Here is a 20,574-nt window from a genome sequence, read left to right on the forward strand (position 1 = left end):
CCATGGCAGACATCGTGCTCGACCACGTCACCAAACAGTTCCCGGACGGCACCACCGCGGTGCACGACTTCAACCTGGAGATCGCCGACGGCGAGTTCATCATCCTCGTCGGTCCGTCGGGTTGCGGAAAGTCCACGGCGCTCAACATGATCGCGGGCCTCGAGGACATCAGTTCCGGCGAACTCCGCATCGGCGGCGAGCGGGTCAACGAACGCGCGCCCAAAGACCGCGACATCGCGATGGTGTTCCAGAGTTATGCGCTCTACCCGCACATGAGTGTGCGTGAGAACATCGCGTTCCCGCTGACGCTGGCGAAGCTGTCGAAGGCGGAGATCGCGGAGAAGGTCGATGAGGCGGCCAAGATCCTCGACCTGGGACCGTACCTGGATCGCAAGCCCTCCAACCTCTCCGGCGGCCAGCGTCAGCGTGTGGCGATGGGGCGTGCGATCGTGCGTCACCCCAAGGCGTTCCTGATGGACGAGCCGTTGTCGAACCTCGATGCCAAGCTGCGCGTGCAGATGCGCGCGGAGATCTCACGCCTGCAGAGCAGACTGAACACCACCACCGTGTACGTGACGCACGATCAGACCGAGGCGATGACGCTCGGCGATCGTGTGGTGGTGATGCGCAGCGGCTACATCCAGCAGGTGGGTAGCCCGCAGGAGCTCTACTCCGATCCGGTCAACGTGTTCGTCGCCGGGTTCATCGGTAGCCCGGCGATGAATTTCTTGCCCGGCAAGCTCACCGCGGACTCGATCGACACCCCGATCGGCACCCTGACGCTGACCGATCACAGCGAGATCGCCGCCGCCGCAAAGGAAGCGGGCTCCACCGGAGAGGTGCTCATCGGCATTCGGCCCGAGCAGCTCGAGGATGCCGCCTTGGTGGAGTCGTCGGTGCGTTCGGGTGGCGCCACGTTCAGCACCACCGTCGACGTTCTCGAATCGATGGGCTCGGACAAGTTCGCGTACTTCACGCTCGATTCCGGCGGTGCGTCCAACGACGCACTGGCCGAGTTGTCGGCCGATGCGGGAACCGATTTCGGCACCGGCGAGATGGTTGCGCGGCTGTCCCCGGAATCGACGGCGTCGCGCGGTTCGCAGCTCGAACTGTTCTACGAGCCCTCGCGCGTGCTCGTGTTCGATCAGCAGTCGGGAGCGTCGCTGCGCCGTCGCCACTGACCAACCGCGGGGCGGCGGGCACGCGGGTGTGCGCTACCGCCGGCGGCGACGAGGGGTGTCGCGCAGTTCGTGGATGATGTTGTCGTCCCAGATGTGTTTGCGGACCAGGCGATACCGTTCGCCGGCCAGCCACATGTAGAGTTCGGCGTCACTCTCGATCTCGGGGCGCACCTCGGCCCGCCGTGCCATCCGGACCACCGGCAGGAACTCCTCACCGAACCAGCGGCGCGCCACCTCCGAGCGACCGAGGTAGTCACCGACCTCCTGGGTGAGCCGGAATCCCCACGCCTCCACCGCTTCGGCGAGTTCGGCGTAGTCGAAGGGATCGCTGAGCCGGATCGCATCGGCCTGCGAACCCACCAGCGGCACGCGAGCCAGGAACAGCCGGCGATGATCCTTGAGAACCAGGTCGGAGGGCGCATTGATGTCGTCGGGCGAAATGCGCGTGTGGATCTCGGTCACATAGGCGTCGATCGTGTGCAGATGGCGTGCGATCGCGATGGAGACCCGATGGTGTCCGTCGACGACGAAGTGCATCGAGCCGATTCGGTACAACTGCACGGGGGGTAGTGATGCGCCCCGGCGCTGTGCGGCAGCGAGTCGTTGCCAACGCTCGCGGATACGGGATGACGTCGGCCGGAAGTACTTGTCGAAATCCTTGGTGCGGTCGACGCTTCCGACGATGGAGGCGACCTCCACCTGCTGCAACCCGAGCGCGGTTTCACCGGTGCGGCCGAGCGCGGCCACCACCTCGTCGAACGGGAGGATGGTGTTGACGTCGTTGGGCGCTCGGGTGAACCAGTGTGTCAGGCGGGCGAGTTCGGCCTGGCGTCGCATACGCGCGAAGTCGTTTTGTGCGTCCGCGTCCGGGAATCCGGTGTCACGCGCCATATCGTCGTCTCACGATGGTGAAATCCTGGCTGCCGGGCTCGATGTCGAACTGACAATAGCCCACCACGTTCATCGAGATGGTGTGGTCGCCGATCATTCGGTCCGGTGGTCGGGTGCCGTGCGGGTGGATGTGTCCGTGTACCAGCAGCGCCGGGTCGAGGGCGTCGACGAGACCGTGATAGCAGGCGAAGCCGCGGTGTGGGCCGTCGGTGTCGTCGCCGATGCCGCGTGCGGGGCTGTGCGTGAGCAGGATGTCGGGCCGGATGTGTCGTAAACCGGTGGCCACGCGCAGTTTCGTGCTCCGGCAACGTTGAGCCACCTCGGTGTACTGGTTGGGGCCACCGTTGTAGCGGACGCTGCCGCCCAGTCCGGCGATGCGCAGTCCGGCGACGGTCACCGTGCGGGCGTCGGCATTGATCGCTCCCCGCGGGCCCGGGTCGCCCGCGGGCAGACCGGCCATGGTCCAGCCGGTACGGCCGCGTCGGTATCCGCGGAGATCCCGGTCGTGGTTGCCGGGCACATAGACGCACGGGGCGTCGTAGAGTTCGGCGAGGGTTTCCAGGTAATCGAACGGGAGATCGCCCGCACCCAGGATGAGCTCGGGCCGTCCCTCGATTCCGATGCCGAAGGCGAGCGTGTCGACCACCTCGTCGGCCACCGCGAGTACCAGGACCATTTCTCCAGGCTATCGCGGTTCGGTGCGGGCATTCGTGTCCGGTTTCGTGGGCATGCTGACGTCGGAGGCGGTGGAAACGGACGCGCGCCATCGGGTTTACCATCTCTTTAACGTGAGGTCCGATATTCGTTCTGGCGCAACGATTTCGAAAAACTGGATCGGTGTGTAAACGCGTTGTGTCGCACCCGTAACGTTCCATTTGGAGTAGTGCCATATGGAAGTAACCGTGTTAGCTTTCCCCTGACTCGGGCAAATCCGGTCACAGCCCCCGTCTGCACAGGTCGTCGGTGCCCTGGTGACGGCCAGATTCGCACAGAACGGAAAGAGTTCCCATGACCTCATCCGAACAGCCAGTCGGCGAGATCCAGGTCCACCCGACGCCATCGCCGCCGGGCACCAGCCCCTACCAGCGGTTTGTCAATTGGGCCTCGCAGGACACCATCGAGGACTACTCACTGCGATACGCGCCCAAATCGTTCCGCAAATGGTCGCCCATGGCGTGTTCGGTCGCGGCACTCGGCGGCATCGCGTACCTCGCGGACTATTCGATCGGGGCGTCGATCGCGGTGGCGCACGGATCGGCCAGTGCGATCGTGGCCATCCTGGTTGCGGCCGTGACGATCTTCCTGACCGGCATCCCGATCGCCTACTACGCAGCCAAGTACAACATCGACATGGATCTGCTGACCCGGGGCGCAGGCTTCGGCTATTTCGGATCGACCCTCACCAGCCTCATCTACGCCAGCTTCTGCTTCATCTTCTTCGCCCTCGAGGGATCGATCATGGCGCAGGCGATGTTGCGTGCGTTCCACATCCCGCTCCCGGTGGGATACATCATCGGATCACTCATCATCATCCCGCTGGTGCTGTACGGGATGACGGCCCTGGCGAAGTTCCAGGTGTGGACGCAACCGTTGTGGCTGATCCTGTTCATCCTGCCCATCGTCTTCATCGCCGTCGCCGACCCAGAGGGATTCAACGGATTCCTGACATGGGCGGGCGACGGTGGCAGTTCCCGGGTCACGGCCATCGGGGTGGGTGCCGGTGCGGGCGTGGCGCTCTCGCTGATCGCGCAGATCGGCGAACAGGTCGATTACCTGCGATTCATGCCCGAGAAGTCCGAGACGAGCCCGGTGCGTTGGTGGACCGCGGTGCTCGCGGCAGGCCCGGGATGGGTGATCCTCGGTGCGGCCAAACAGATCTGCGGTGTGTTCCTGTGCTTCTACGTCGCCGGCAAGGTCGGCTTCACCGCGGCCACCGAGCCGATCGAGCAGTTCCTCGGGGGGTTCGGCTCGGTGATCCACAACAACGCCGTCGCACTGGCGCTCGCCACCTTGATGGTTCTGTTGTCGCAGGTCAAGATCAACGTGACCAACGCCTACTCCGGGTCGCTGTCGTGGTCGAACTTCTTCAGCCGTGTGCTGCATGTGCACCCGGGTCGCGTGGTCTATCTCGGCCTGCACATCGCGATCGCGCTGGCGTTGATGCTGAGCAACATGTTCGCCGTTCTCAACACCATCCTCGGCTTCTACTCGAACGTGGCGATCGCCTGGATCGGCGCGATCGTCGCCGACCTCGTGATCAACAAGCCGCTGCTGAAGCTGAGTCCGTCCTACGTGGAGTTCAAGCGCGCCTACCTGTACTCGATCAATCCGGTCGGATTCTTCTCGATGCTGGCCGGTTCGGTGCTCTCGATCATGGCGTTCTACAACATGTTCGGCGATTTCATGGCGGCCTGGTCGCCGTACCTTGCACTGGCCGTCTCGTTCATCCTGTCACCGCTGATCTGTATCGGCACCAAGGGTAAGTACTATCTCGCCCGACCCAACCCGATCCGTGAGGAGATCGAGGAGGAACCGGCCTACGCGGCCCAGACCCTGCTCGACGTGGTGGACCAGAAGCGTTACGAACTGCCGGACATGGTGCACGACTGCCCGTTCCATCACGGTCCCGTGTCGTCACTGACGTGCACTCTCACCAAGGATTGCCACGACATGTGCAAGAAGCCGGGGTACACCGAAACCGTGAGTCCCGAGGAACTGAAGTCGCAGATCTCGCCCGCGATGACCTGATCAACCGAAGGCGGCCGATACCGCCGCGTCGGGAAGCCCCGATGCGGCGGTATCGCTGTGGCGGGTGGGTCTGATCGTGCCGCGACGACGTTTTCGGCCCTCGCCGGGGTGGTCGACTTCTACGCACCGAGTTCGGTGATCACCTGGAACTCCATGTCGTGGGCGTCGGCCAGGAAGACCGGCTGGTGGGTGTGGCTGCCGCGCATCTCCACTGCGCCCCGCGGACCGGAGTAGGTGACGCCGGGAGCAGCGCGACGAATCGCCTCGGTGTCGAGATCGCGCGCGGCACGCGCCAGGGACGACAGCAACATCAGGCCCTCGTAGCAGGACTCTCCGATGTTGTTGAGGGCCGGCGCCGCCGAGCCGAAACGCGCAGTGTAACGACCGCCGAAGTCGAGGCTCGCCGCGGTGGGGATGCTCTCGAAATAGCCGCAGGCGGTGAACAATCCGCGTGTGCTCTCGGGGCCGCTCGCACACAGCACGTCCTCGCCGACCATCATCGACAACCTGATGTGTCGCTCGTCGAGGTGGGCGGCGGCAAATGCGCGGTTGAACGCGGCGTTGTCGGCACCCACCATCAGCACCAGCACACCGTCGGCGTCGCTACGCGAGATCAGTTCGAGCATGGGGGAGAAGTCGCGGCCACCGAGGGTGACGAACGCGTCGCCGGCGAATTCCATTGCCTCCGAATGCAGAAACGACCGGGTGACGGCCGCGGTTCGTCGCGGCCAGACGTAGTCGTTACCCACCACGCACCAGCGACGCACCCCCCGATGCTCACGCAGCCACCGCATCGCCGGAAACAGTTGCTGCTCGGGGGTTTCACCCACCATATAGACACCGTCGTTACTCTCGCCGCCCTCGTAGAAGGTGGTGTAGACGTACGGGACGCGGCCCGCGGTATGGGGGGTGATCACGTTGCGCGCGTTGGACAGATGCCAGCCGACCACTCCGTCGACGAGTCGCTGGTCGATCAGCCGGTCCATCGTCGCCGACAGCACCGGCAAGGGCGCGCCCGCGTCGACGAGGTGTAGGCGGACCGGGCGATCCAGAATGCCGCCACTCGCGTTGATGTCGGCGAGGGCGAGCTCGGCACTGGCCTCGCACGAGGGACCGAACATTCCCGCCGGCCCGCTCGTCGGCACCACCAGCGCGATATCGACGGTCGAGCGGTTCGTCGACATGCGCGACCGGTGATCGGCAGCATGCGATGAGGGGACGGCGTCGACGCCTCGAGAAGGATGATGCGGGAATTCGACCACGGCGGGAACTTTCGGCGCGAGTGCAGTGTTCGACGTTGAGCTACGGTACCGTATGTCGCCTGTTGCCGCACCGGGTCGGGGCGCTGGGCAGTATGCTGGAGGCATCATGGACCATTCCACCGCCGCCCGTGCCGCCGCCGTCGAGGAGCTCTCGCGCGTGCTCGCCGCGACGTCCGCGCAATTCGACCACGCGGTCGCGGCCGATCTGGACGGTCTCACGCCGACGCAGTGGCATGTGCTCTCGGCGCTCGAAGGTGGTGTGGGCGAACCGATGTCGGCACTCGCGGCTATCACCCTGCTGCCCGGACCAAGCCTCACCCGGCTGATCGACGGCATGATCGACGACAATCTGGTGCTTCGCAAGGTCGACGAGACCGACCGTCGTCGAGTGCTGGTGTTCGTCACCCGGCGCGGCGCCGCGCTGTGCTCCCGCATTCGCGCGAAAGTGGGCCGCTCGCAGGGTGTTGCCGATCTGATCGCCGATCCGGACGGTCCCGCGGCCCGGCTCGTCGCGCTGGTCGCGGAGCTCTCGCCCGCGGACTCGATGCGCTGACGCGACCCACCCCGCCGGTCGAGCGCCCCCGCTGGTTGAGCGTCGCTTCGCTGGTTGAGCTTGTCGAAACCACCCCCCGCTGGTCGAGCGCCCCCGCTGGTTGAGCGTCGTTTCGCTGGTTGAGCCTGTCGAAACCACCCCGCTGGTCGAGCACCCCCCGCTGGTCGAGCGCCCCCCGCTGGTTGAGCCTGTCGAAACCATCGGGCACGCTCGACGAGGATCTGGGCACGCTCGACGAGGATCTGGGCACGCTCGACGGGGCTCTGGGCACGCTCGACGGGGATCCGGGCACGCTCGACTCGGATCTGGGCACGCTCGGCTCGGATTTGGGCACGCTCGACGGGGATCCGGGCACGCTCGACCGGGAGGTCAGAAGCTGGCGTGCGGTGCACCCATGCCGGGATCGATCTGCACCGGACCGGCCGCTGACGGCGCCACCGGAAAATCGAAGATGGCGGTCGGAATGTACACGGTGGCACAGGAATTGGGGATGTCCACCACGCCGGACAGGCGCCCTTCGATCGGCGCCGAGCCCAACAGGAGGTACGCCTGCTCGGGGCTGTAGCCGAACTTGGTGAGGTAGTCGATGGCGTGCAGGCAGGCGCGCTGATACGAGAGGTCGGAGTCGAGGTAGCGCTGTTCACCGTCGAGCGTCACCGAAGTGCCCGAGAAGGCGATCCACTCCGAGTACTGCGGATCGGTGTTGCCGGGCATGAAGATCGCGTTCTCACGGACACCGTAGGTGTCCATGCCGCCCTTGATGAGGTCGACGTGGAGATCCATGAAGCCACCCATCTCGATGGCCCCGCAGAAGGTGATCTCGCCGTCGCCCTGCGAGAAGTGCAGGTCACCGAACGACAGCTTGGCCCCCGGAACGAACACCGGATAGAACACCCGCGTGCCCTTGGTGAGGTTCTTGATGTCCTGATTGCCGCCGTTCTCGCGTGGGGGAGCGGTGCGGGCCGCCTCGCCGGCCACCCGGGTGAAGTCGTCGCCGGTCAGCGAGCCGAGTATCGCGCTGTCGGGCAGCGGGGGCAGTGCCAGTGGCGGCACGCGATCGGGATCGGTGGCGATCAACGCACCCTCGCGGGCGTTCCAGGTGGCCAGCAGATCGGCCGACGGTGCGGTGCCCATCAGGCCCGGGTGCACGATCCCGGTGTACTTCACATGCGGCACGTGCCGGCTGGTGGCACTCTGGCCGGCGAAATCCCAGACGGCCTTGTAGGCGTCGGGGAACTGCTCGGTGAGGAATCCGCCGCCATTCTGCCTCGCGAAGATGCCCGTGTAGCCCCATCCCTGACCGGCCAGTGGCCCCGAATCCTCCTGCGGGATGGGCCCGACGTCGAGGATGTCGACGATCAGCAGGTCACCGGGTTCGGCGCCCTCGATCGCGAACGGACCCGACAGGCAGTGCACTCCGGCCAGCGGCGCATTGAGGATGTCGTCGGCCGAATCGTCGTTGTGGATGGCTCCGTCGAACCATTCGCGGCAATGCGCGCGGAAGGTGTCACCCGGCTTCACCGTCACCGCCGCGGGGATGTCCGGGTGCCAGCGGTTGTGTCCGACGAGCTGCTGCTCGGTGAACGGCTTGGACGAGTCGAGGGGGAAGAGTAGTTCGGGCATGACAGATCTCCTCGGGCACGTAGGACACATTAGTTTCGTATGGAATTATTCGACATCGACGATATCGCGATTGTCGCTCGTTCGCGTTAATTACGTATGACGTTGTGGGCGAACGATGATTGAGTGGTGGTGTGTGGCTTGCCGATGGGGTTAGTCTCCCTTCGTGCCGACCTACGTGTTCCGTTGTCCCGACTCGTGCGGCGATGTCGAAGAGCTCTTTTCGATGGCCGCGGTACCCGACGACGTGCCGTGTCCGACGTGCGGGTCGTCGGCACGTCGCACCATCGCCGCGCCCGTGCTGGGGGTGGGCAACAGCGCGGCCATGCGAGCACACGATGCCACCCGGGCCACCGCGGACGCGCCGGCCGTGGTGTCGGCTCTGCCGGGTCGCCGCGGCCGAGGAACACCGGTCACCACCAATCCGCTGCATCGCCGCCTGCCCCGACCCTGATGCGGGCCACTACGGTGGACGTCGTGAGTCCTTCGGTCACCGACGCAATCAGCAGTCATCTCGCGCAGCTATTCGGGACCGCGCCGCAGCGCGCATCGGTGACGTTTCTGGGTGTGGAACCGATCGAGGTCGCGCGATTCACCTCCGGTTCCGAGGTGATCTACGTGACCGTGGGATGCGCCCGGCACCCGATGGCCGACCCCACCGACCTCAACCCCGATCCGGTACGCGGCCCGCGCGCAGAACTCGTGGTACGGATGCACGCGGGCGCACCGCTGCCCGGCCTGCATCGCCGGATGGCCACCATCGCCGCCGCCGCGCCGGCGGTGGAGGGACTGATCCTGGCGCCGGACGCACTGCTCGATCTCGGTGAACCATTGTGGGACGGCGCACCTTTCACTGCATTCGTCACCGCCGCAGACGATCTGGGTGAGATGGCGCTCGACGAGCCACGGGAACCGGTTCAGTTCCTGCGGGCCGTGCCGGTCACCGCCAACGAGGCGGCATGGATGCGGCTCAAGGGGATCGAGGCGTTGCGCGAGGCGTGGGCCGAAGCAGGTATCGACATCGCCGACCCGGCGCGCTCACCGGCCACCATGTGACCGCAGCGCCGAAAACCGCCGTCGGGCAGTGACCGCAACCGGCTTGGTCACAGCCAGTTGGACCGACGGAAGACCACCCACAGCCCGCCGCAGACGATCAGCAGCGCGAGCGAGATCAGACCGAAACCCTGCCGGTCGTGCATACCGGGCAGGATGTCGAAGTTCATGCCATAGAGGCCGGCCACCATGGTGGGCACCGCACCGATCGCCACCCACGCCGAGATCTTGCGCATATCGCTGTTCTGCTGGATGCTCACCTTCGCCGCCGCCGCGTCGATGAGCGAACTGAGCACCTCGTCGTACTCGATGACCCGATCGATCACGGTGGTGAGGTGATCGGCCACGTCACGAAAGTGACGCCGAATCTCTTTGGGCACCATGGCATTCTGTGCGGCCAGTCGCGACATCGGACCCGAGAGCGGGGTCACTGCCCGGCGGAGTTCGAGCACCTCGCGTTTGAGTAGGTACACCGGTTCGATGTTGAGCCAGCGGTCCTTTCCGCCGAAGACCGACGACTCGGTTGCCACGATGTCGACCTCCATCCGCTCGGTCACTCCCACGTAGCTGTCCACCACGAGGTCGGCGATGGCGTGCAGCACCGCCGTCGGTCCCAGCGACAGGCGTTCGGGCCGGGCCTCGAGACGGCGACGCAGCCCCGAGAGATGAGTGTGGTCGCCGTGCCGGACGGTGATCACGAAGTCGCTGCCGGTGAAGACCATGATCTCGCCGGTCTCGACCACCTCGCTGGCCTTCTCCATCGACTCGTGTTCCACGTACTTCACGGTGCGCAGCACCAGGAACTGCATGTCGTCGTAGATCTCCAGCTTGGGGCGCTGGTGGGCGTGCACCGCGTCCTCGACAACGAGTTCGTGCAGGCCGAACACGTTGGCCACGCCGGTCATCTGCTCGTCGTCGGGGGCGTGCAGGCCGAGCCAGACAAACCCCTCACCGGTCTCGCGTACCTGCGCCAGCGCCTCGGGGTAGGTCAGCCGGCCGTGCTGGCGGATGCCGTCGACGTACACCGCGCAGTCGACGACGGCCCGGGCCGCGGGCACCGGGATGCGCGGGAGCGGTTTGCGTTCGCGCGGGAAGGGACGCAGTCCCCGCCCACCCGGACCGAGGTGGGGCATCGAGGGCACGTGGTGATGCTACTCCGCGCGATGGGACGCGGCCGCGCGCCATCGTGGCCGCATCACCGGGCCAGACCGCCGCCGCAACTTATGATCGGCGGGTGTCTTTCGACGTCACGGTGTACACGACGACCCTGATCACGCTGCTGGTGATCATGGATCCGCCCGGACAGATCCCGCTGTTCCTCAGCCTGGTGGGTCATCGGTCACCCGAGTACCGCCGGCGCGCCGCGTGGCAGGCGCCGCTGGTGAGTCTGCTGGTGATCACCATCTTCGCCATCGGCGGAAAGGCGATTCTCACCTACCTGCACATCGGCATCCCCGCGCTGCAGGGTGCCGGTGGTCTGCTGTTGCTGCTGGTGGCGCTCCAACTGCTCACCGGCCTGGGCAATGTGGGGTCACCGCAGGCCGCCGACGACGTCAACGTCGCCCTGGTGCCGCTGGGTACACCGCTGCTGGCCGGTCCGGGAGCGATCGCGGCGGTGATCGTCCAGGTGAGCGCGGTCAAGGGTGATGCCGGTGGCTATCTCGCGATCGCCGCCGCCATCATCAGCGTGCACATCGTGGTGGCGGTGGTGCTGCGCTACTCGACATTTCTCATCCGCGTCCTCGGGACCGGTGGCATCACGCTGCTCGCCAAGATCGCAGGCCTGCTGCTGGCGGCGATTGCGGTACAGCTGATCGCCGACTCGGTGACCGGATTCGTCAACGCGGCCGGGTGAATGCGGCCGGCCCGGACATGGCCGTCGGGCCGCGATCGAGACCCGAGGGCACACGCTACGGTGAGATCCGTGCGGAAACGGATGCGTTCGGCGATCGTGGCGGTGACCGTCGCGCTCGTCGGGGTGGGGCTGGTGGCGGGATGCTCCTCGGCCGGTTCGCCGCACCGGGAACTGGTCGTGGGCACCGCGGACGACCCGGCGCTGCGGGTGATGGCCGAGATCTACGCCGGTGCGTTGCGCAACATCGGCACTCCGGTGTCCGGTGACATCCGCACCGGCGACGACGTGACCCTGTTCGCGGAGATGGACCGCGCACAGCTCGATCTGTTTCCGGCGTTCACCGGTCAACTCCTGCACACACTCGCCCCGGAACTGACGCCCACTGGGTCCGACGAGGTGTACTCGGATCTCAACCGCTCTTTGCCGCAAGGTGTTTCGGTGGGAGATGCCACGCCCGTCAGTGATGCGCCGCAGGTGTTCGTGTCCACCGCGCTGGCCACGTCGAGCGATGCGTCGTCGCTGGCCGACTGCGACCGGCTGCCCGCCGGGCTGCCGGTGGTCACCGTCGGTGAACCCGACCCGACGACGATGGCGGCCCTTGCCGCCGCCGGTTGCCGATTCGGCCCGGTCGAGACCGTGGGTTCGACGCAGGACGCGTTCACGCGGATCGCCACCGGCCGCAGCGTCGGCGTTCTCAGTGCGCTCGACGCGGCCGGTGCGCAGACCACCGACGCCGGCAAATCGTCCCCGCCGGTCCACGCGCTCCGCGCCGCGCCGACCTCCACCGATGCGACAACGCAGGCAGCAGGGGAGACGACCATCGCGGCACCGAAAGGTCCGGTGGCCGAAGACCTCGTGCCGGTCTACCGCACCGTCGCGCTGACCCGCGACGAGGTGAAGCAGATCAACAAGGTGGCCGGCGAGATCACCACCGCGGATCTTGCCACCCTGGCGCGCGCGGCGGCCGACGGTGCCAATCCCCACGACCTGGCGGTTACCTGGCTCGGCGAGCACGGCCTCTAGGGCGTCGGCTCACGCCAGGGGTTCACACCTGGCGCAGCGACCGGAAACCCGGTTCACGTTCGAGGCGCCGGGCCAGATGTCGACCCAGCGTGAGGCCTGCCGCCGGGCAACCGTGGCAGTTGCCGGTGAGCGAGACGCTGACCACGCCGTCGCTGACGTCGACGAGATCGATGTGCCCGCCGTGCGACGCGATGTAGCCGGCCACCTCACCGTGCAGGATGCAGTCCACGGCGTCGGCGAGTTCGGCGTCGGCGGCCGCCGACATCAGCCGTGCGGCCTCGGCGGGCTGCGCACCCGCACCGGCCGTGTCGTCGGGCCAGCCACCGGGAGCCGACAAGACCTCGAACAGGGCGCTGCGGATGCGGACGCCGTCGGTGGCCGCGCGCGCCGGGTCCGCGACGGTGGTGCTCACCGAACCAGGTTCCAGACGCACGTGGCGCAGCACCCCCTCGTCGGCGAGCCGCCGCAGGGGTGCGGGCAGCCGAGCGGCGTCGACGTCGCCGCTGGTGCGCACCAACCCGGGCCCCACCCGCCATCGGATGGTGGCGGGCGCGGCCGGATCGACCGACGGCAGCAGCAGGAGGTTCATCGTGATCGGCTCAGGTCAGGGCCGCGGTGATCTGGTGCCCGAGGAAACCGGCGACCCAGGCGAGCACGAACATGTACGTCCACGCGGTCATCGGCCAGCGCCAACTATTGGTCTCGCGCCGAATGGCACCCACGGTGGACATGCACTGCAGGGCGTAGACGAAGAACAGCAGCATCGCGACGATCGTCGGCGGGGTGAACACTTTCTGGCCCTCGTGGGGGCCCTGCGTGTAGGTCATCGAAGCCAGTGCGGCCGAGGGGTCCTCGGGGTCCTCGGCGGCAGAGATCTGACCGAGCGTGGAGACCACCACCTCGCGTGCCGCGAACGAACCGACGATGCCGATGTCGATGCGCCAGTCGAAGCCCAACGGAGCGAAGACCGGCTCGACGAACTTGCCGACCGACGCCGCGAAGCTGTTCTCCATCACATAGGACCGGGCCTCCGACTCGCCCGCCGCCTCGGCGTCCTCCCGGGACGCTCCCTGTGCGATCTGGGTTGCCACCGTGCTAGTGCGGACCTGTTCGGCTTGCTGGGTGTGGGCGGGCAACGAGAGCAGCAGCCACAACACGATGGAGGTGAGCAGGATGATCTTGCCGACCTTGCGCAGGAACATCCGGGTGGAGTCCCACATCATCAGCAGCACCGATTTCAGCGACGGCAACCGGTAGGGCGGCATCTCCATGTAGAAGGGCATGAGACCGCTGCGCAGCGACCGGGTGCGTTTGAACACGAACGCCGCGATCATCGCCGACACCCCACCGAGCAGGTACAGACCGAACATCACCACGCCCTGGGTCTGCAGCGGTCCCACCCGCGCACCGGAGGGGATCAGCATGCCGGTCAGCAGGACGAAGACGGGAAGCCGAGCCGAACAGGTGATCAGCGGCGCCGACATCGCCGTGGCGATCCGGTCCTTCGACGACGGCATCGTGCGGGTGGCCATGATGCCGGGCACCGCGCAGGCGAACGACGACAGCATCGCGACGAATGCGCGCCCCTCCAGACCCGCGCGACTCATCACCCGGTCGGTGAGAAACGCCGCCCGGGACATGTAGCCGATGTTCTCCATGACGGAGATGAGCAGGAACATCAGCAGGATCTGCGGCACGAAGACGAGCACGCTGCCCACACCGCCGATCAGCGCGGTGGACAGGAAGTCGGCGAGCACCGGCAGCGTCACGTGGTCGGCGACGAGGGTGCCCAGCCACGCGAAAAACGACTCGATCCAGCCCTGGGCAGGGGCTGCCACGGCGAAGACCACCTGGAAGAACAGGAACATCACCAGCAGGAACACGAGGGTACCGAGCACCGGGTGCAGCAGTAGCCGGTCGACGACGGTGGTGGTGGTGTGTTTGTCGGGGGCGCGGAATCCGCTCAGTGACAGCACGGAGTCGGCCCAGTCGCCGAATTCCGGGGTCTCGGCCGTGGGTGGTGGCACGGGTGGGCGGGACCACGACCCGGGGTCGGCGAGCAACTCGCGCACCGGTTCCAGTGACTGTTTGCGAGTGCCGATCACCGCGCAGACCGGCACGCCGAGCGCGTCGGAGAGGGCGTCGGGATCGACGAACCCGTTACGTCGTTCCATCTCGTCGGTCATCGTGAGGACCACGGCGACGGGGATGTCGAGGGCAAGGGTTTCGGCGACCAGGCTCAGCGACCGGCGCAACACGGTGGAATCGACCACGACGAGCGCGGCGTCCGGCCGCCGCGCGCCGGTGAGGTCGTCGTTGAGCAGATCGGCGACGACCTGCTCGTCGGGCGAGATCGGATCGAGGCTGTAGGCGCCGGGCAGGTCCTCCAGGTTGATCACCGCTGTGCCCGCCGAACGGCCACCGGCCAGGGCGGGGACCCGGCACCGGCCCACCGAGCGGGACACGGTGACGCCCGGGTAGTTCGCGGTTTTCATGCGCAGGCCGGTCAGGGCGTTGAAGACCGACGTCTTGCCGGCGTTCGGGCTACCGATCAGCGCGACACTCTCGACGGCTTCGCCGGCGTCGTCGACCGATGAGGCGTCGGCGCCCGGGGTGTGGCAGTCGCTCATGAGGACGGTACTTCGCACAGCACCGCGTCGGCTTCGCGCGCGCGCAAACAGATCTCGTAATCCATCACCCGGTACACGGCCGGATCGCCCAGCGGGGCGCGCCGGCTCTTGTGGACCGTGGTGCCCGCGACGAACCCGAGGCTGATCAGTCGGCGGCGAACCTGGGGCGGACAGTCGTCGCGGAAGGAGTGCACCGTGGCCGACACCCCGAGGGGAAGTTGGCTCAATGCGACGGTGACGATCTCGCGGCTCAGTGTCATCCCTCGTTCGCCTCGTTTCCCGTCCGGTGTGGACTCGTTTCGTACTCGTTCACCAGAGTAGGTTGGCTTGCCTAGCCTGCACAGAGTAAATCGACCCTACGGGGAGGAATGCACTCGCACGGGCCCGAGGTGAGGAAACGTACCGGTCAGTGGAAGGTCGAGGACACGCGTTTGGTGACCCAGGCCACGATGCCCTGGTATTTCGAGGCCACGAGACGGACCCACAGGTCGAGCACGATCGCGTCGGCGCCGACGAGCACCCGGGCCCTGTTCTTCTTGACGCCCTTGATGATGGTCGCGGCGGCGTCCGCCGACGAGGTGCGGGCGAGGTAGCGGTCGAAGAACTTGGCGAAGGCGGCCTGGTCGTACTCGTCGGCGACGGTGGCGTTGCGGGCGATCGCGGTCTTGATGCCGCCCGGGTGCACGCAGGTCACCTTCACCGGATGCTTGGCGATCATCATTTCCTGGTTCAGCGACTCGGTGAAGCCGCGGACCGCGAATTTCGCCGAGTTGTAAGCGGCCTGACCGGGCTCGGACAAGAGGCCGAACAGCGACGAGGTGTTGACGATGTGACCGTCGCCTGAGGCGATGAGGTGCGGCAGGAATGCCTTGGTGCCGTTGACGACTCCCCAGAAATCGACATCCATCACCCGCTCGATGTCCTTGAACTCGGTGCGTTCGACCTCACCGTGATGCGCGATGCCCGCGTTGTTGAAGACGACGTTGACCTTGCCGTAGTGGGCCATCACGGTGTCCGCGTAGTCGAGGACCGCCTCACGCTCGGCGACGTTGAGCAGTTGTGCGTGCACGGGTGCACCGACCTCGGTGACGAGCTTCTCGGTGATCGCCAGGCCGTTCGGGTTGACGTCGGAGATCGCGAGCTTGGCGCCCTGGCGGGCCAGCTGGACGGCCAGATCGCGGCCCATGCCCGACCCGGCGCCGGTGACGACGACGACCTTGTCGCGGAAGTTCTTCATTGTTTGTTCTCCTCGGTGGGGGTGGTTTCGACAAGCTCAACCAGCGGAAAGGGGCTCAACCAGCGGAATTTCCCGCTGATCGAGCTTGTCCGCCCGCTGATCGAGCTTGTCCGCCCGCTGATCGAGCTTGTCCGCCCGCTGATCGAGCTTGTCGAGATCACCTCGCGTGACGTCGAACGCGGCGACGTCGAACTTCCGCGTCGCACGGCGGAAGTTGAAGGTGAACCCGGGCCATAGCGTCGTGATGTTGCCGTGTGCGTCCTTGTACCAGGACGAGCACCCGCCGTTCACCCAGACGCTCGAGCGCAGCGTCTGCTGGATCTTCGCGTTGTAGCCGTCCTGCGCACGCGCGGTGACATCGACGCGGGTGAGGCCCGCCTGCCGCACGGTCTTGACGTAGTCCACCAGGTAGTTCAGCTGCGACTCGATCATGTACACCATCGAGGTGTGGCCGAGCCCGGTCGACGGACCGATCATGAGCATCAGATTGGGAAACCCGTGGACGAACGAGCCCTTGTATCCCTGCATGCCGCCGCCCGCCCACACCTGGGCCAGGCTGCGCCCGTCGGCTCCGATGATGCCGTCGAACATGGGGGAGTCGGTGACGTGGAAGCCGGTGGCCACCACCAGTACGTCGATGTCACGCGCGGTGCCGTCGGCGGTCACCACCCCGGTCGGGGTGATGCGCGCGATCGGGTCGGTGACCAGATCGACGTTGGGTCGGTCGAGCGCGGGATACCAGTCGTTGGAACGCAGGATGCGTTTGCAGCCGATCTCGAAACGCGGGGTGACCTCGGCGCGCAGGGTGGCGTCACGGATGCCGCGGAAGATGTTGGCGCGAGCCAGCGCCTCGACGGGCTTGAGTGCCGCCGGGGCGTAGGTCATCCCGAAGGCGATGAACTCGTTGAAGGTGTAGATCCCTGCGCGACTGGCCTTCTGCAGACCGGGAATGTGCTCGAAGGCCCAGTGGTCGAGCGATGTGTAGGGGCGCTCGGTGCGCGGCACGATCCACGGAGCGGTGCGTTGGTACACGTCGAGACGCTCGACCGTCTTGGCCAACTCGGGCACCACCTGGATGGCCGACGCGCCGGTGCCGATCACCGCGACACGCTTTCCGGCGAGTTCGACGCTGCTGTCCCACCGCGCGGTGTGCATCACGGTCCCGGCGAACGAGTCGATGCCCTCGATGTCGGGGAGGTTCGGTTCACACAGCGGTCCGACGGCACCGACGAGGTGCCGGGCGCGGTAGCGAGCGACTCCGTCCCCGGTGCGTGAACCCTCCGAGGATCCGGCGGGCGCCGTGTCGATCAGCCAGCGAAGGCTGCTCTCGTCCCATTCGGCACGGGTGACCTCGGTGCCGAAACGCGTCTTGTCCCGGATTCCGTGACGATCGGCGACGCTGTTGATGTAGCGGTGGATCTCGGGCTGATGCGAGTAGGACCTCGACCATTCCGGATTCGGCGCGAAAGAGTAGGAGTACAGGTTCGACGGGACGTCACAAGCCGCGCCCGGATACGTGTTGTCGCGCCAGGTTCCGCCGAAATCGGTACCGCGGTCGAGGATGACGAAATCGTCGTCACCGTTGCGCGTGAGGGCGATGGCCGCGCCCAGTCCCGAGAAGCCGGCCCCGACGATGGCGATCTCGACGTCGTGCGTTGTCATGTAGGTCACCCTAGGACCCTATTGAACGTCCGTCAATACGCTATTGAACATGAATCAATAGATCGGCATAGACTGGACGGGTGACTCGAGCCAAGCGCACCCGGATGAGTCCGGAGGCCCGTCGCGAGCAGCTCATCGACCTGGGCCTGGAGATGGTGTCGCAACGCCCGCTCGATGAGGTCTCCATCGACGCGATCGCCGAGGTCGCCGGTGTGTCGCGGGCGCTGTTGTTCCACTACTTCGATTCGAAGCAGGATTTCCACGTCGCGATCGCGCGCGCCCAGGGGGAGCGGATGCTCGCGCTGACCGCACCCGACGAGTCCCTCGGCGATCCGGTGGCGATCCTGGCCGGGTCGCTGTCGGCGTTTGTCGACTACGTCAGCGAACACCGACTCGCCTACACCGCGTTCCTCCGCGGCTCCTCGAGTGCCGACCCGGCGATGCGGGCGGTGATCGACGCGACGCGACAGGAGATGGTCGACCGCATCTTGCGATATGCCCCCCACCTCGGCGTCGAGGTGACCCCGACGGCACGGATGGGCACCTTCGGGTGGATCGCCTTCGTGGAAGAGGTCACGATCGGATGGCTCCACGATCGGCGGATCGGTCGCGACGAGCTGCTGGCGCTGATCACCGGGTCGCTACCGGCCCTCGCGCCGGTGTTCGGCGGGATATCTGCTCGCTGAGCTGTCTGCGCCCGGCAGCGATGCGGGGTTCAGCCGCCCCCGGTCACTGAGTGACGCCCGGCCGACCCGGCTACGCGGGGCGGACGCCGATCGGGCTGCGCACCAACTGTTTCGCGCGCTCGAGGCGTTTGCGGTAGGTGGGTCGGGCCATGAGTGCCACGATTCCCGCGACAACCGGGAGGCCTACGGCCCAGGCGGGGTTGATCACGATGAGGACCACGCTCACCACCGCCAGGAGTGCGAGGACCGCCCATACGCCGCGCCGGAGCAGGCGCAGTTCGGTGGCGCCGGCGAGAATCGCCCACACCGCGCTGCCCTCGGCACGCCATGTCCGCGTGCATGCGGGGCAGGTCCACTCGGTGGCCGTCACCGTCATCGGATGCGACGCCTCTGTGCCGCAACCACATCGGAAGTTGACCGGAACACTGGTGCCCATGGTCATGCCCCCGCCGTCGCTGCCGGTGTGGACTCGACCACCGGGATGTCCATGGTGTGATCGCGCATGGTGAACCGCGTCCGGTCTTGCACCGTGCGGCGGTAGATGTAGAGCACGCAGCCCAGCACCAGCAGGCTCACCCCCACGATGAACTCGTTGATGCCGCCGTAGCCCGTCTTGGAGAAGGAGGTCGATCCGACCACCAGGATCACCAGATTGAACACGGCCAGCGCGCCGGCCACCCACAGCCACGGCGTCGACAGTCGCATCGGGCGAGCCAGGCCGGGACGGTCCTTGCGCAGCAGCAGCACAGCGGAGAGGGCGAACACGTGGCACAGTACGTAGCCCATGTTGCTTGCCGCGAGCACCGCGACCGTCGTCGGAAGGAACAGCACCGCACAGATGTTGGCGGCCACGTCGACGTACATCCCGCGGTTGGGGACATTGTGCTTGTTGACGTGGTCGAACCACGTGATCGTCATGCCGCTGCGCGCCATTCCGTAGAGCGTGCGGGCGCCACCGGCACTCGCGGCGTTCATGCCCAGAAGGAAGCTGCCGATCATGAAGACGATGACGACATTCGAGAGCGCTCCACCGACCTCGCGGTGCAGAAGATCCGCATAGAAGCCCATGGGTGCGTCGGCCATGGCCTGCTGACTGACGATGCCGCCGAGCGCGACGGGCAAGATGGCGTAGACGGCCAGACAGAACATCGCTGCGCGGATCAGTGCCTTCTGGGTGTCGCGTTCGGTGTCGTGGTACTCGGGTGCAAAGGTTGCGCACACCTCGATCCCGTAGGCGGACCATGCGTTCAGATAGAGCCACACCAGGCCGAGTTGGATTGCGCCCCAGGTGCTTCCGCCGGCCCCGAGCAGGCCCCACGACAGGTTCGAGAAGGAGAAGCCGGTCATGAAGAAGGGCACGATCATGAACAGGATCAGCGGGATGAACAGCAGGGTGCCGGTGAGATAGCCCATCAGCTTCATGGGCTTGACGCCCATGGAATTGATGATCCAGAGGGCGATGATCAGCACCACCGCGATCACTCGCGGCAGGTCGAGATGGACCACGTGGACAAAACTCCAGGTCTGGTTCGGGAACCACTGTGCCTGAACGAGACTGCCGGTGGTGAGGCCGAAGATCGCGAGCACCGACGACCATCCCGCCCAGTAGCCGATGGCCGACATCGGTCCGGCGAGGCTGAACCGGGAGCGCCACCCTTCGAAGGCGTACATCGCGATGCCTCCGGAGTGCTCCGGGAACATCGTGGCCGGCTCGGTGTAGATCTTGTTCTGCAGCACGGCGATCACCATCGAGCCGAGCCAGAATGCCAGCGCGCCGAGCGCACCGATCTGTCCGGTGGTGTAGCCGATGCTGGCGATGATGAACCCCGGATTCGACAGCGCCATGACGAACCCGTCGTACCAGTGCATCGTCTTGAGGAGTTGGCGTTCGTCGACGTCGGCGACCGCAAGTTCGTGCGCAGGTACCACCATGTCGGGATGATTGGGGATGGTCATGTGTCGGTCCTTCTGAACAGGGGCTGGGCGGTGCACTCGACGGCGTGGATGCCACGAAATCCACTGCCGGCGAACTGTGTCCACCGCAATGAGACCGCCGGTGCGTTTCCATTCCATCAACCAAATGTTTCAGCGTGTGACCAAATGTCTACTCGCAGTAGACAAGTCCGAAAGGCCGGATTCGGGTGTCCGGATCGTCCGATAACGACGAGGGCCG

20 protein-coding genes are annotated in these 20,574 nt (G+C 66.3%); 8 read left to right on the plus strand and 12 right to left on the minus strand.

Annotated elements, in window-relative coordinates; genetic code table 11:
• Positions 1-2 precede the first annotated feature (2 nt).
• Positions 3-1,181: an ABC transporter ATP-binding protein gene (locus ACWDSI_RS03285; protein ID WP_449746010.1), complete on the plus strand. Its 1,179-nt coding sequence runs from the start codon at positions 3-5 to the stop codon at positions 1,179-1,181.
• A 33-nt stretch (positions 1,182-1,214) separates the two neighbouring features.
• On the opposite strand, the gene ACWDSI_RS03290 is transcribed toward ACWDSI_RS03285, so the two are convergent.
• Together ACWDSI_RS03290 and ACWDSI_RS03295 are read right to left on the minus strand one after the other, a co-directional pair.
• Positions 1,215-2,072 carry a chromosome partitioning protein ParB gene (locus ACWDSI_RS03290; protein ID WP_449746009.1) on the minus strand — a complete coding sequence of 286 codons (858 nt, stop codon included), beginning with the start codon at positions 2,070-2,072 and terminating at the stop codon, positions 1,215-1,217.
• Positions 2,062-2,748, minus strand: coding sequence for a metallophosphoesterase family protein (locus tag ACWDSI_RS03295; protein WP_449755643.1), 687 nt, complete (start codon positions 2,746-2,748; stop codon positions 2,062-2,064). Before ACWDSI_RS03295 ends, ACWDSI_RS03290 begins: the two co-directional genes overlap by 11 nt.
• A 332-nt stretch (positions 2,749-3,080) precedes the next feature.
• Between ACWDSI_RS03295 and ACWDSI_RS03300 the strand changes: the two genes are divergently transcribed.
• Complete coding sequence (locus ACWDSI_RS03300; protein WP_449755644.1) at positions 3,081-4,820, plus strand: purine-cytosine permease family protein; 1,740 nt, start codon at positions 3,081-3,083, stop codon at positions 4,818-4,820.
• A 119-nt stretch (positions 4,821-4,939) separates the two neighbouring features.
• On the opposite strand, the gene ACWDSI_RS03305 is transcribed toward ACWDSI_RS03300, so the two are convergent.
• A complete protein-coding gene (locus ACWDSI_RS03305) occupies positions 4,940-6,004 on the minus strand; it encodes a substrate-binding domain-containing protein (protein WP_449755645.1) in 1,065 nt (354 codons plus the stop codon).
• A 184-nt stretch (positions 6,005-6,188) separates the two neighbouring features.
• Here ACWDSI_RS03305 and ACWDSI_RS03310 point away from each other — a divergent pair, with 184 nt between their 5' ends.
• Positions 6,189-6,635 (plus strand): MarR family transcriptional regulator, encoded by a 447-nt coding sequence (locus ACWDSI_RS03310; protein ID WP_449755646.1) that lies wholly within the window; start codon positions 6,189-6,191, stop codon positions 6,633-6,635.
• A 369-nt stretch (positions 6,636-7,004) separates the two neighbouring features.
• Here the strand turns inward: ACWDSI_RS03310 and fmdA are convergent, their stop codons facing one another.
• Entirely contained in the window at positions 7,005-8,258 is a 1,254-nt protein-coding gene (fmdA, locus tag ACWDSI_RS03315; RefSeq protein ID WP_449755647.1) for a formamidase, read from the minus strand.
• A gap of 163 nt (positions 8,259-8,421) precedes the next feature.
• Here fmdA and ACWDSI_RS03320 point away from each other — a divergent pair, with 163 nt between their 5' ends.
• Positions 8,422-8,709 carry a zinc ribbon domain-containing protein gene (locus ACWDSI_RS03320; RefSeq protein WP_449746003.1) on the plus strand — a complete coding sequence of 96 codons (288 nt, stop codon included), beginning with the start codon at positions 8,422-8,424 and terminating at the stop codon, positions 8,707-8,709.
• A 23-nt stretch (positions 8,710-8,732) separates the two neighbouring features.
• A complete protein-coding gene (locus ACWDSI_RS03325; protein ID WP_449755648.1) occupies positions 8,733-9,311 on the plus strand; it encodes a suppressor of fused domain protein in 579 nt (192 codons plus the stop codon).
• Between the two features lie 47 nt (positions 9,312-9,358).
• Here the strand turns inward: ACWDSI_RS03325 and ACWDSI_RS03330 are convergent, their stop codons facing one another.
• Positions 9,359-10,441, minus strand: a complete 1,083-nt coding sequence (locus tag ACWDSI_RS03330; RefSeq protein ID WP_449746228.1) for a magnesium and cobalt transport protein CorA — start codon at positions 10,439-10,441, stop codon at positions 9,359-9,361.
• A 101-nt stretch (positions 10,442-10,542) separates the two neighbouring features.
• Here ACWDSI_RS03330 and ACWDSI_RS03335 point away from each other — a divergent pair, with 101 nt between their 5' ends.
• Positions 10,543-11,163 carry a MarC family protein gene (locus ACWDSI_RS03335; RefSeq protein ID WP_449746001.1) on the plus strand — a complete coding sequence of 207 codons (621 nt, stop codon included), beginning with the start codon at positions 10,543-10,545 and terminating at the stop codon, positions 11,161-11,163.
• Between the two features lie 69 nt (positions 11,164-11,232).
• The gene (locus ACWDSI_RS03340; protein WP_449746000.1) at positions 11,233-12,186 is read left to right on the plus strand and encodes a glycine betaine ABC transporter substrate-binding protein; all 954 of its coding nucleotides are present in this window, start codon (positions 11,233-11,235) and stop codon (positions 12,184-12,186) included.
• Between the two features lie 22 nt (positions 12,187-12,208).
• On the opposite strand, the gene ACWDSI_RS03345 is transcribed toward ACWDSI_RS03340, so the two are convergent.
• The 5 genes from ACWDSI_RS03345 to ACWDSI_RS03365 all read right to left on the minus strand — a co-directional run bounded on the left by ACWDSI_RS03345 (position 12,209) and on the right by ACWDSI_RS03365 (position 17,715).
• A complete protein-coding gene (locus tag ACWDSI_RS03345) occupies positions 12,209-12,775 on the minus strand; it encodes a NifU family protein (protein ID WP_449745999.1) in 567 nt (188 codons plus the stop codon).
• A gap of 10 nt (positions 12,776-12,785) precedes the next feature.
• The gene (gene feoB, locus ACWDSI_RS03350) at positions 12,786-14,816 is read right to left on the minus strand and encodes a ferrous iron transporter B (protein ID WP_449755649.1); all 2,031 of its coding nucleotides are present in this window, start codon (positions 14,814-14,816) and stop codon (positions 12,786-12,788) included.
• Positions 14,813-15,076 (minus strand): FeoA family protein, encoded by a 264-nt coding sequence (locus tag ACWDSI_RS03355; protein WP_449745997.1) that lies wholly within the window; start codon positions 15,074-15,076, stop codon positions 14,813-14,815. Before ACWDSI_RS03355 ends, feoB begins: the two co-directional genes overlap by 4 nt.
• Positions 15,077-15,222: 146 nt before the next feature.
• Positions 15,223-16,053, minus strand: a complete 831-nt coding sequence (locus ACWDSI_RS03360; protein ID WP_449745996.1) for an SDR family NAD(P)-dependent oxidoreductase — start codon at positions 16,051-16,053, stop codon at positions 15,223-15,225.
• Positions 16,054-16,089: 36 nt separating this feature from the next.
• Positions 16,090-17,715, minus strand: coding sequence for a flavin-containing monooxygenase (locus ACWDSI_RS03365; RefSeq protein WP_449745995.1), 1,626 nt, complete (start codon positions 17,713-17,715; stop codon positions 16,090-16,092).
• A gap of 104 nt (positions 17,716-17,819) precedes the next feature.
• On the opposite strand from ACWDSI_RS03365, the gene ACWDSI_RS03370 reads away from it, so the two are divergent.
• The gene (locus tag ACWDSI_RS03370; RefSeq protein ID WP_449746227.1) at positions 17,820-18,401 is read left to right on the plus strand and encodes a TetR/AcrR family transcriptional regulator; all 582 of its coding nucleotides are present in this window, start codon (positions 17,820-17,822) and stop codon (positions 18,399-18,401) included.
• Positions 18,402-18,471: 70 nt separating this feature from the next.
• On the opposite strand, the gene ACWDSI_RS03375 is transcribed toward ACWDSI_RS03370, so the two are convergent.
• A complete protein-coding gene (locus ACWDSI_RS03375; RefSeq protein WP_449755650.1) occupies positions 18,472-18,843 on the minus strand; it encodes a hypothetical protein in 372 nt (123 codons plus the stop codon).
• Positions 18,840-20,357, minus strand: coding sequence for an APC family permease (locus ACWDSI_RS03380; RefSeq protein WP_449745993.1), 1,518 nt, complete (start codon positions 20,355-20,357; stop codon positions 18,840-18,842). Before ACWDSI_RS03380 ends, ACWDSI_RS03375 begins: the two co-directional genes overlap by 4 nt.
• Positions 20,358-20,574 lie beyond the last annotated feature (217 nt).

Source organism: Gordonia sp. NPDC003429, from assembly GCF_053588575.1.

Excerpts from the sequence above, each read along its gene's own strand:
- ACWDSI_RS03295 (WP_449755643.1), bottom strand. The coding sequence starts at position 2,748 with ATGGTCCTGGTACTCGCGGTGGCCGACGAGGTGGTCGACACGCTCGCC.
- ACWDSI_RS03310 (WP_449755646.1), top strand. The coding sequence starts at position 6,189 with ATGGACCATTCCACCGCCGCCCGTGCCGCCGCCGTCGAGGAGCTCTCG.
- ACWDSI_RS03345 (WP_449745999.1), bottom strand. The coding sequence starts at position 12,775 with ATGAACCTCCTGCTGCTGCCGTCGGTCGATCCGGCCGCGCCCGCCACC.
- ACWDSI_RS03290 (WP_449746009.1), bottom strand. The coding sequence starts at position 2,072 with ATGGCGCGTGACACCGGATTCCCGGACGCGGACGCACAAAACGACTTC.
- ACWDSI_RS03305 (WP_449755645.1), bottom strand. The coding sequence starts at position 6,004 with ATGTCGACGAACCGCTCGACCGTCGATATCGCGCTGGTGGTGCCGACG.
- ACWDSI_RS03370 (WP_449746227.1), top strand. The coding sequence starts at position 17,820 with ATGAGTCCGGAGGCCCGTCGCGAGCAGCTCATCGACCTGGGCCTGGAG.
- ACWDSI_RS03365 (WP_449745995.1), bottom strand. The coding sequence starts at position 17,715 with ATGACAACGCACGACGTCGAGATCGCCATCGTCGGGGCCGGCTTCTCG.
- ACWDSI_RS03330 (WP_449746228.1), bottom strand. The coding sequence starts at position 10,441 with ATGCCCCACCTCGGTCCGGGTGGGCGGGGACTGCGTCCCTTCCCGCGC.
- feoB (WP_449755649.1), bottom strand. The coding sequence starts at position 14,816 with ATGAGCGACTGCCACACCCCGGGCGCCGACGCCTCATCGGTCGACGAC.
- ACWDSI_RS03360 (WP_449745996.1), bottom strand. The coding sequence starts at position 16,053 with ATGAAGAACTTCCGCGACAAGGTCGTCGTCGTCACCGGCGCCGGGTCG.
- ACWDSI_RS03300 (WP_449755644.1), top strand. The coding sequence starts at position 3,081 with ATGACCTCATCCGAACAGCCAGTCGGCGAGATCCAGGTCCACCCGACG.
- ACWDSI_RS03375 (WP_449755650.1), bottom strand. The coding sequence starts at position 18,843 with ATGACCATGGGCACCAGTGTTCCGGTCAACTTCCGATGTGGTTGCGGC.
- ACWDSI_RS03380 (WP_449745993.1), bottom strand. The coding sequence starts at position 20,357 with ATGACCATCCCCAATCATCCCGACATGGTGGTACCTGCGCACGAACTT.
- ACWDSI_RS03355 (WP_449745997.1), bottom strand. The coding sequence starts at position 15,076 with ATGACACTGAGCCGCGAGATCGTCACCGTCGCATTGAGCCAACTTCCC.
- fmdA (WP_449755647.1), bottom strand. The coding sequence starts at position 8,258 with ATGCCCGAACTACTCTTCCCCCTCGACTCGTCCAAGCCGTTCACCGAG.
- ACWDSI_RS03285 (WP_449746010.1), top strand. The coding sequence starts at position 3 with ATGGCAGACATCGTGCTCGACCACGTCACCAAACAGTTCCCGGACGGC.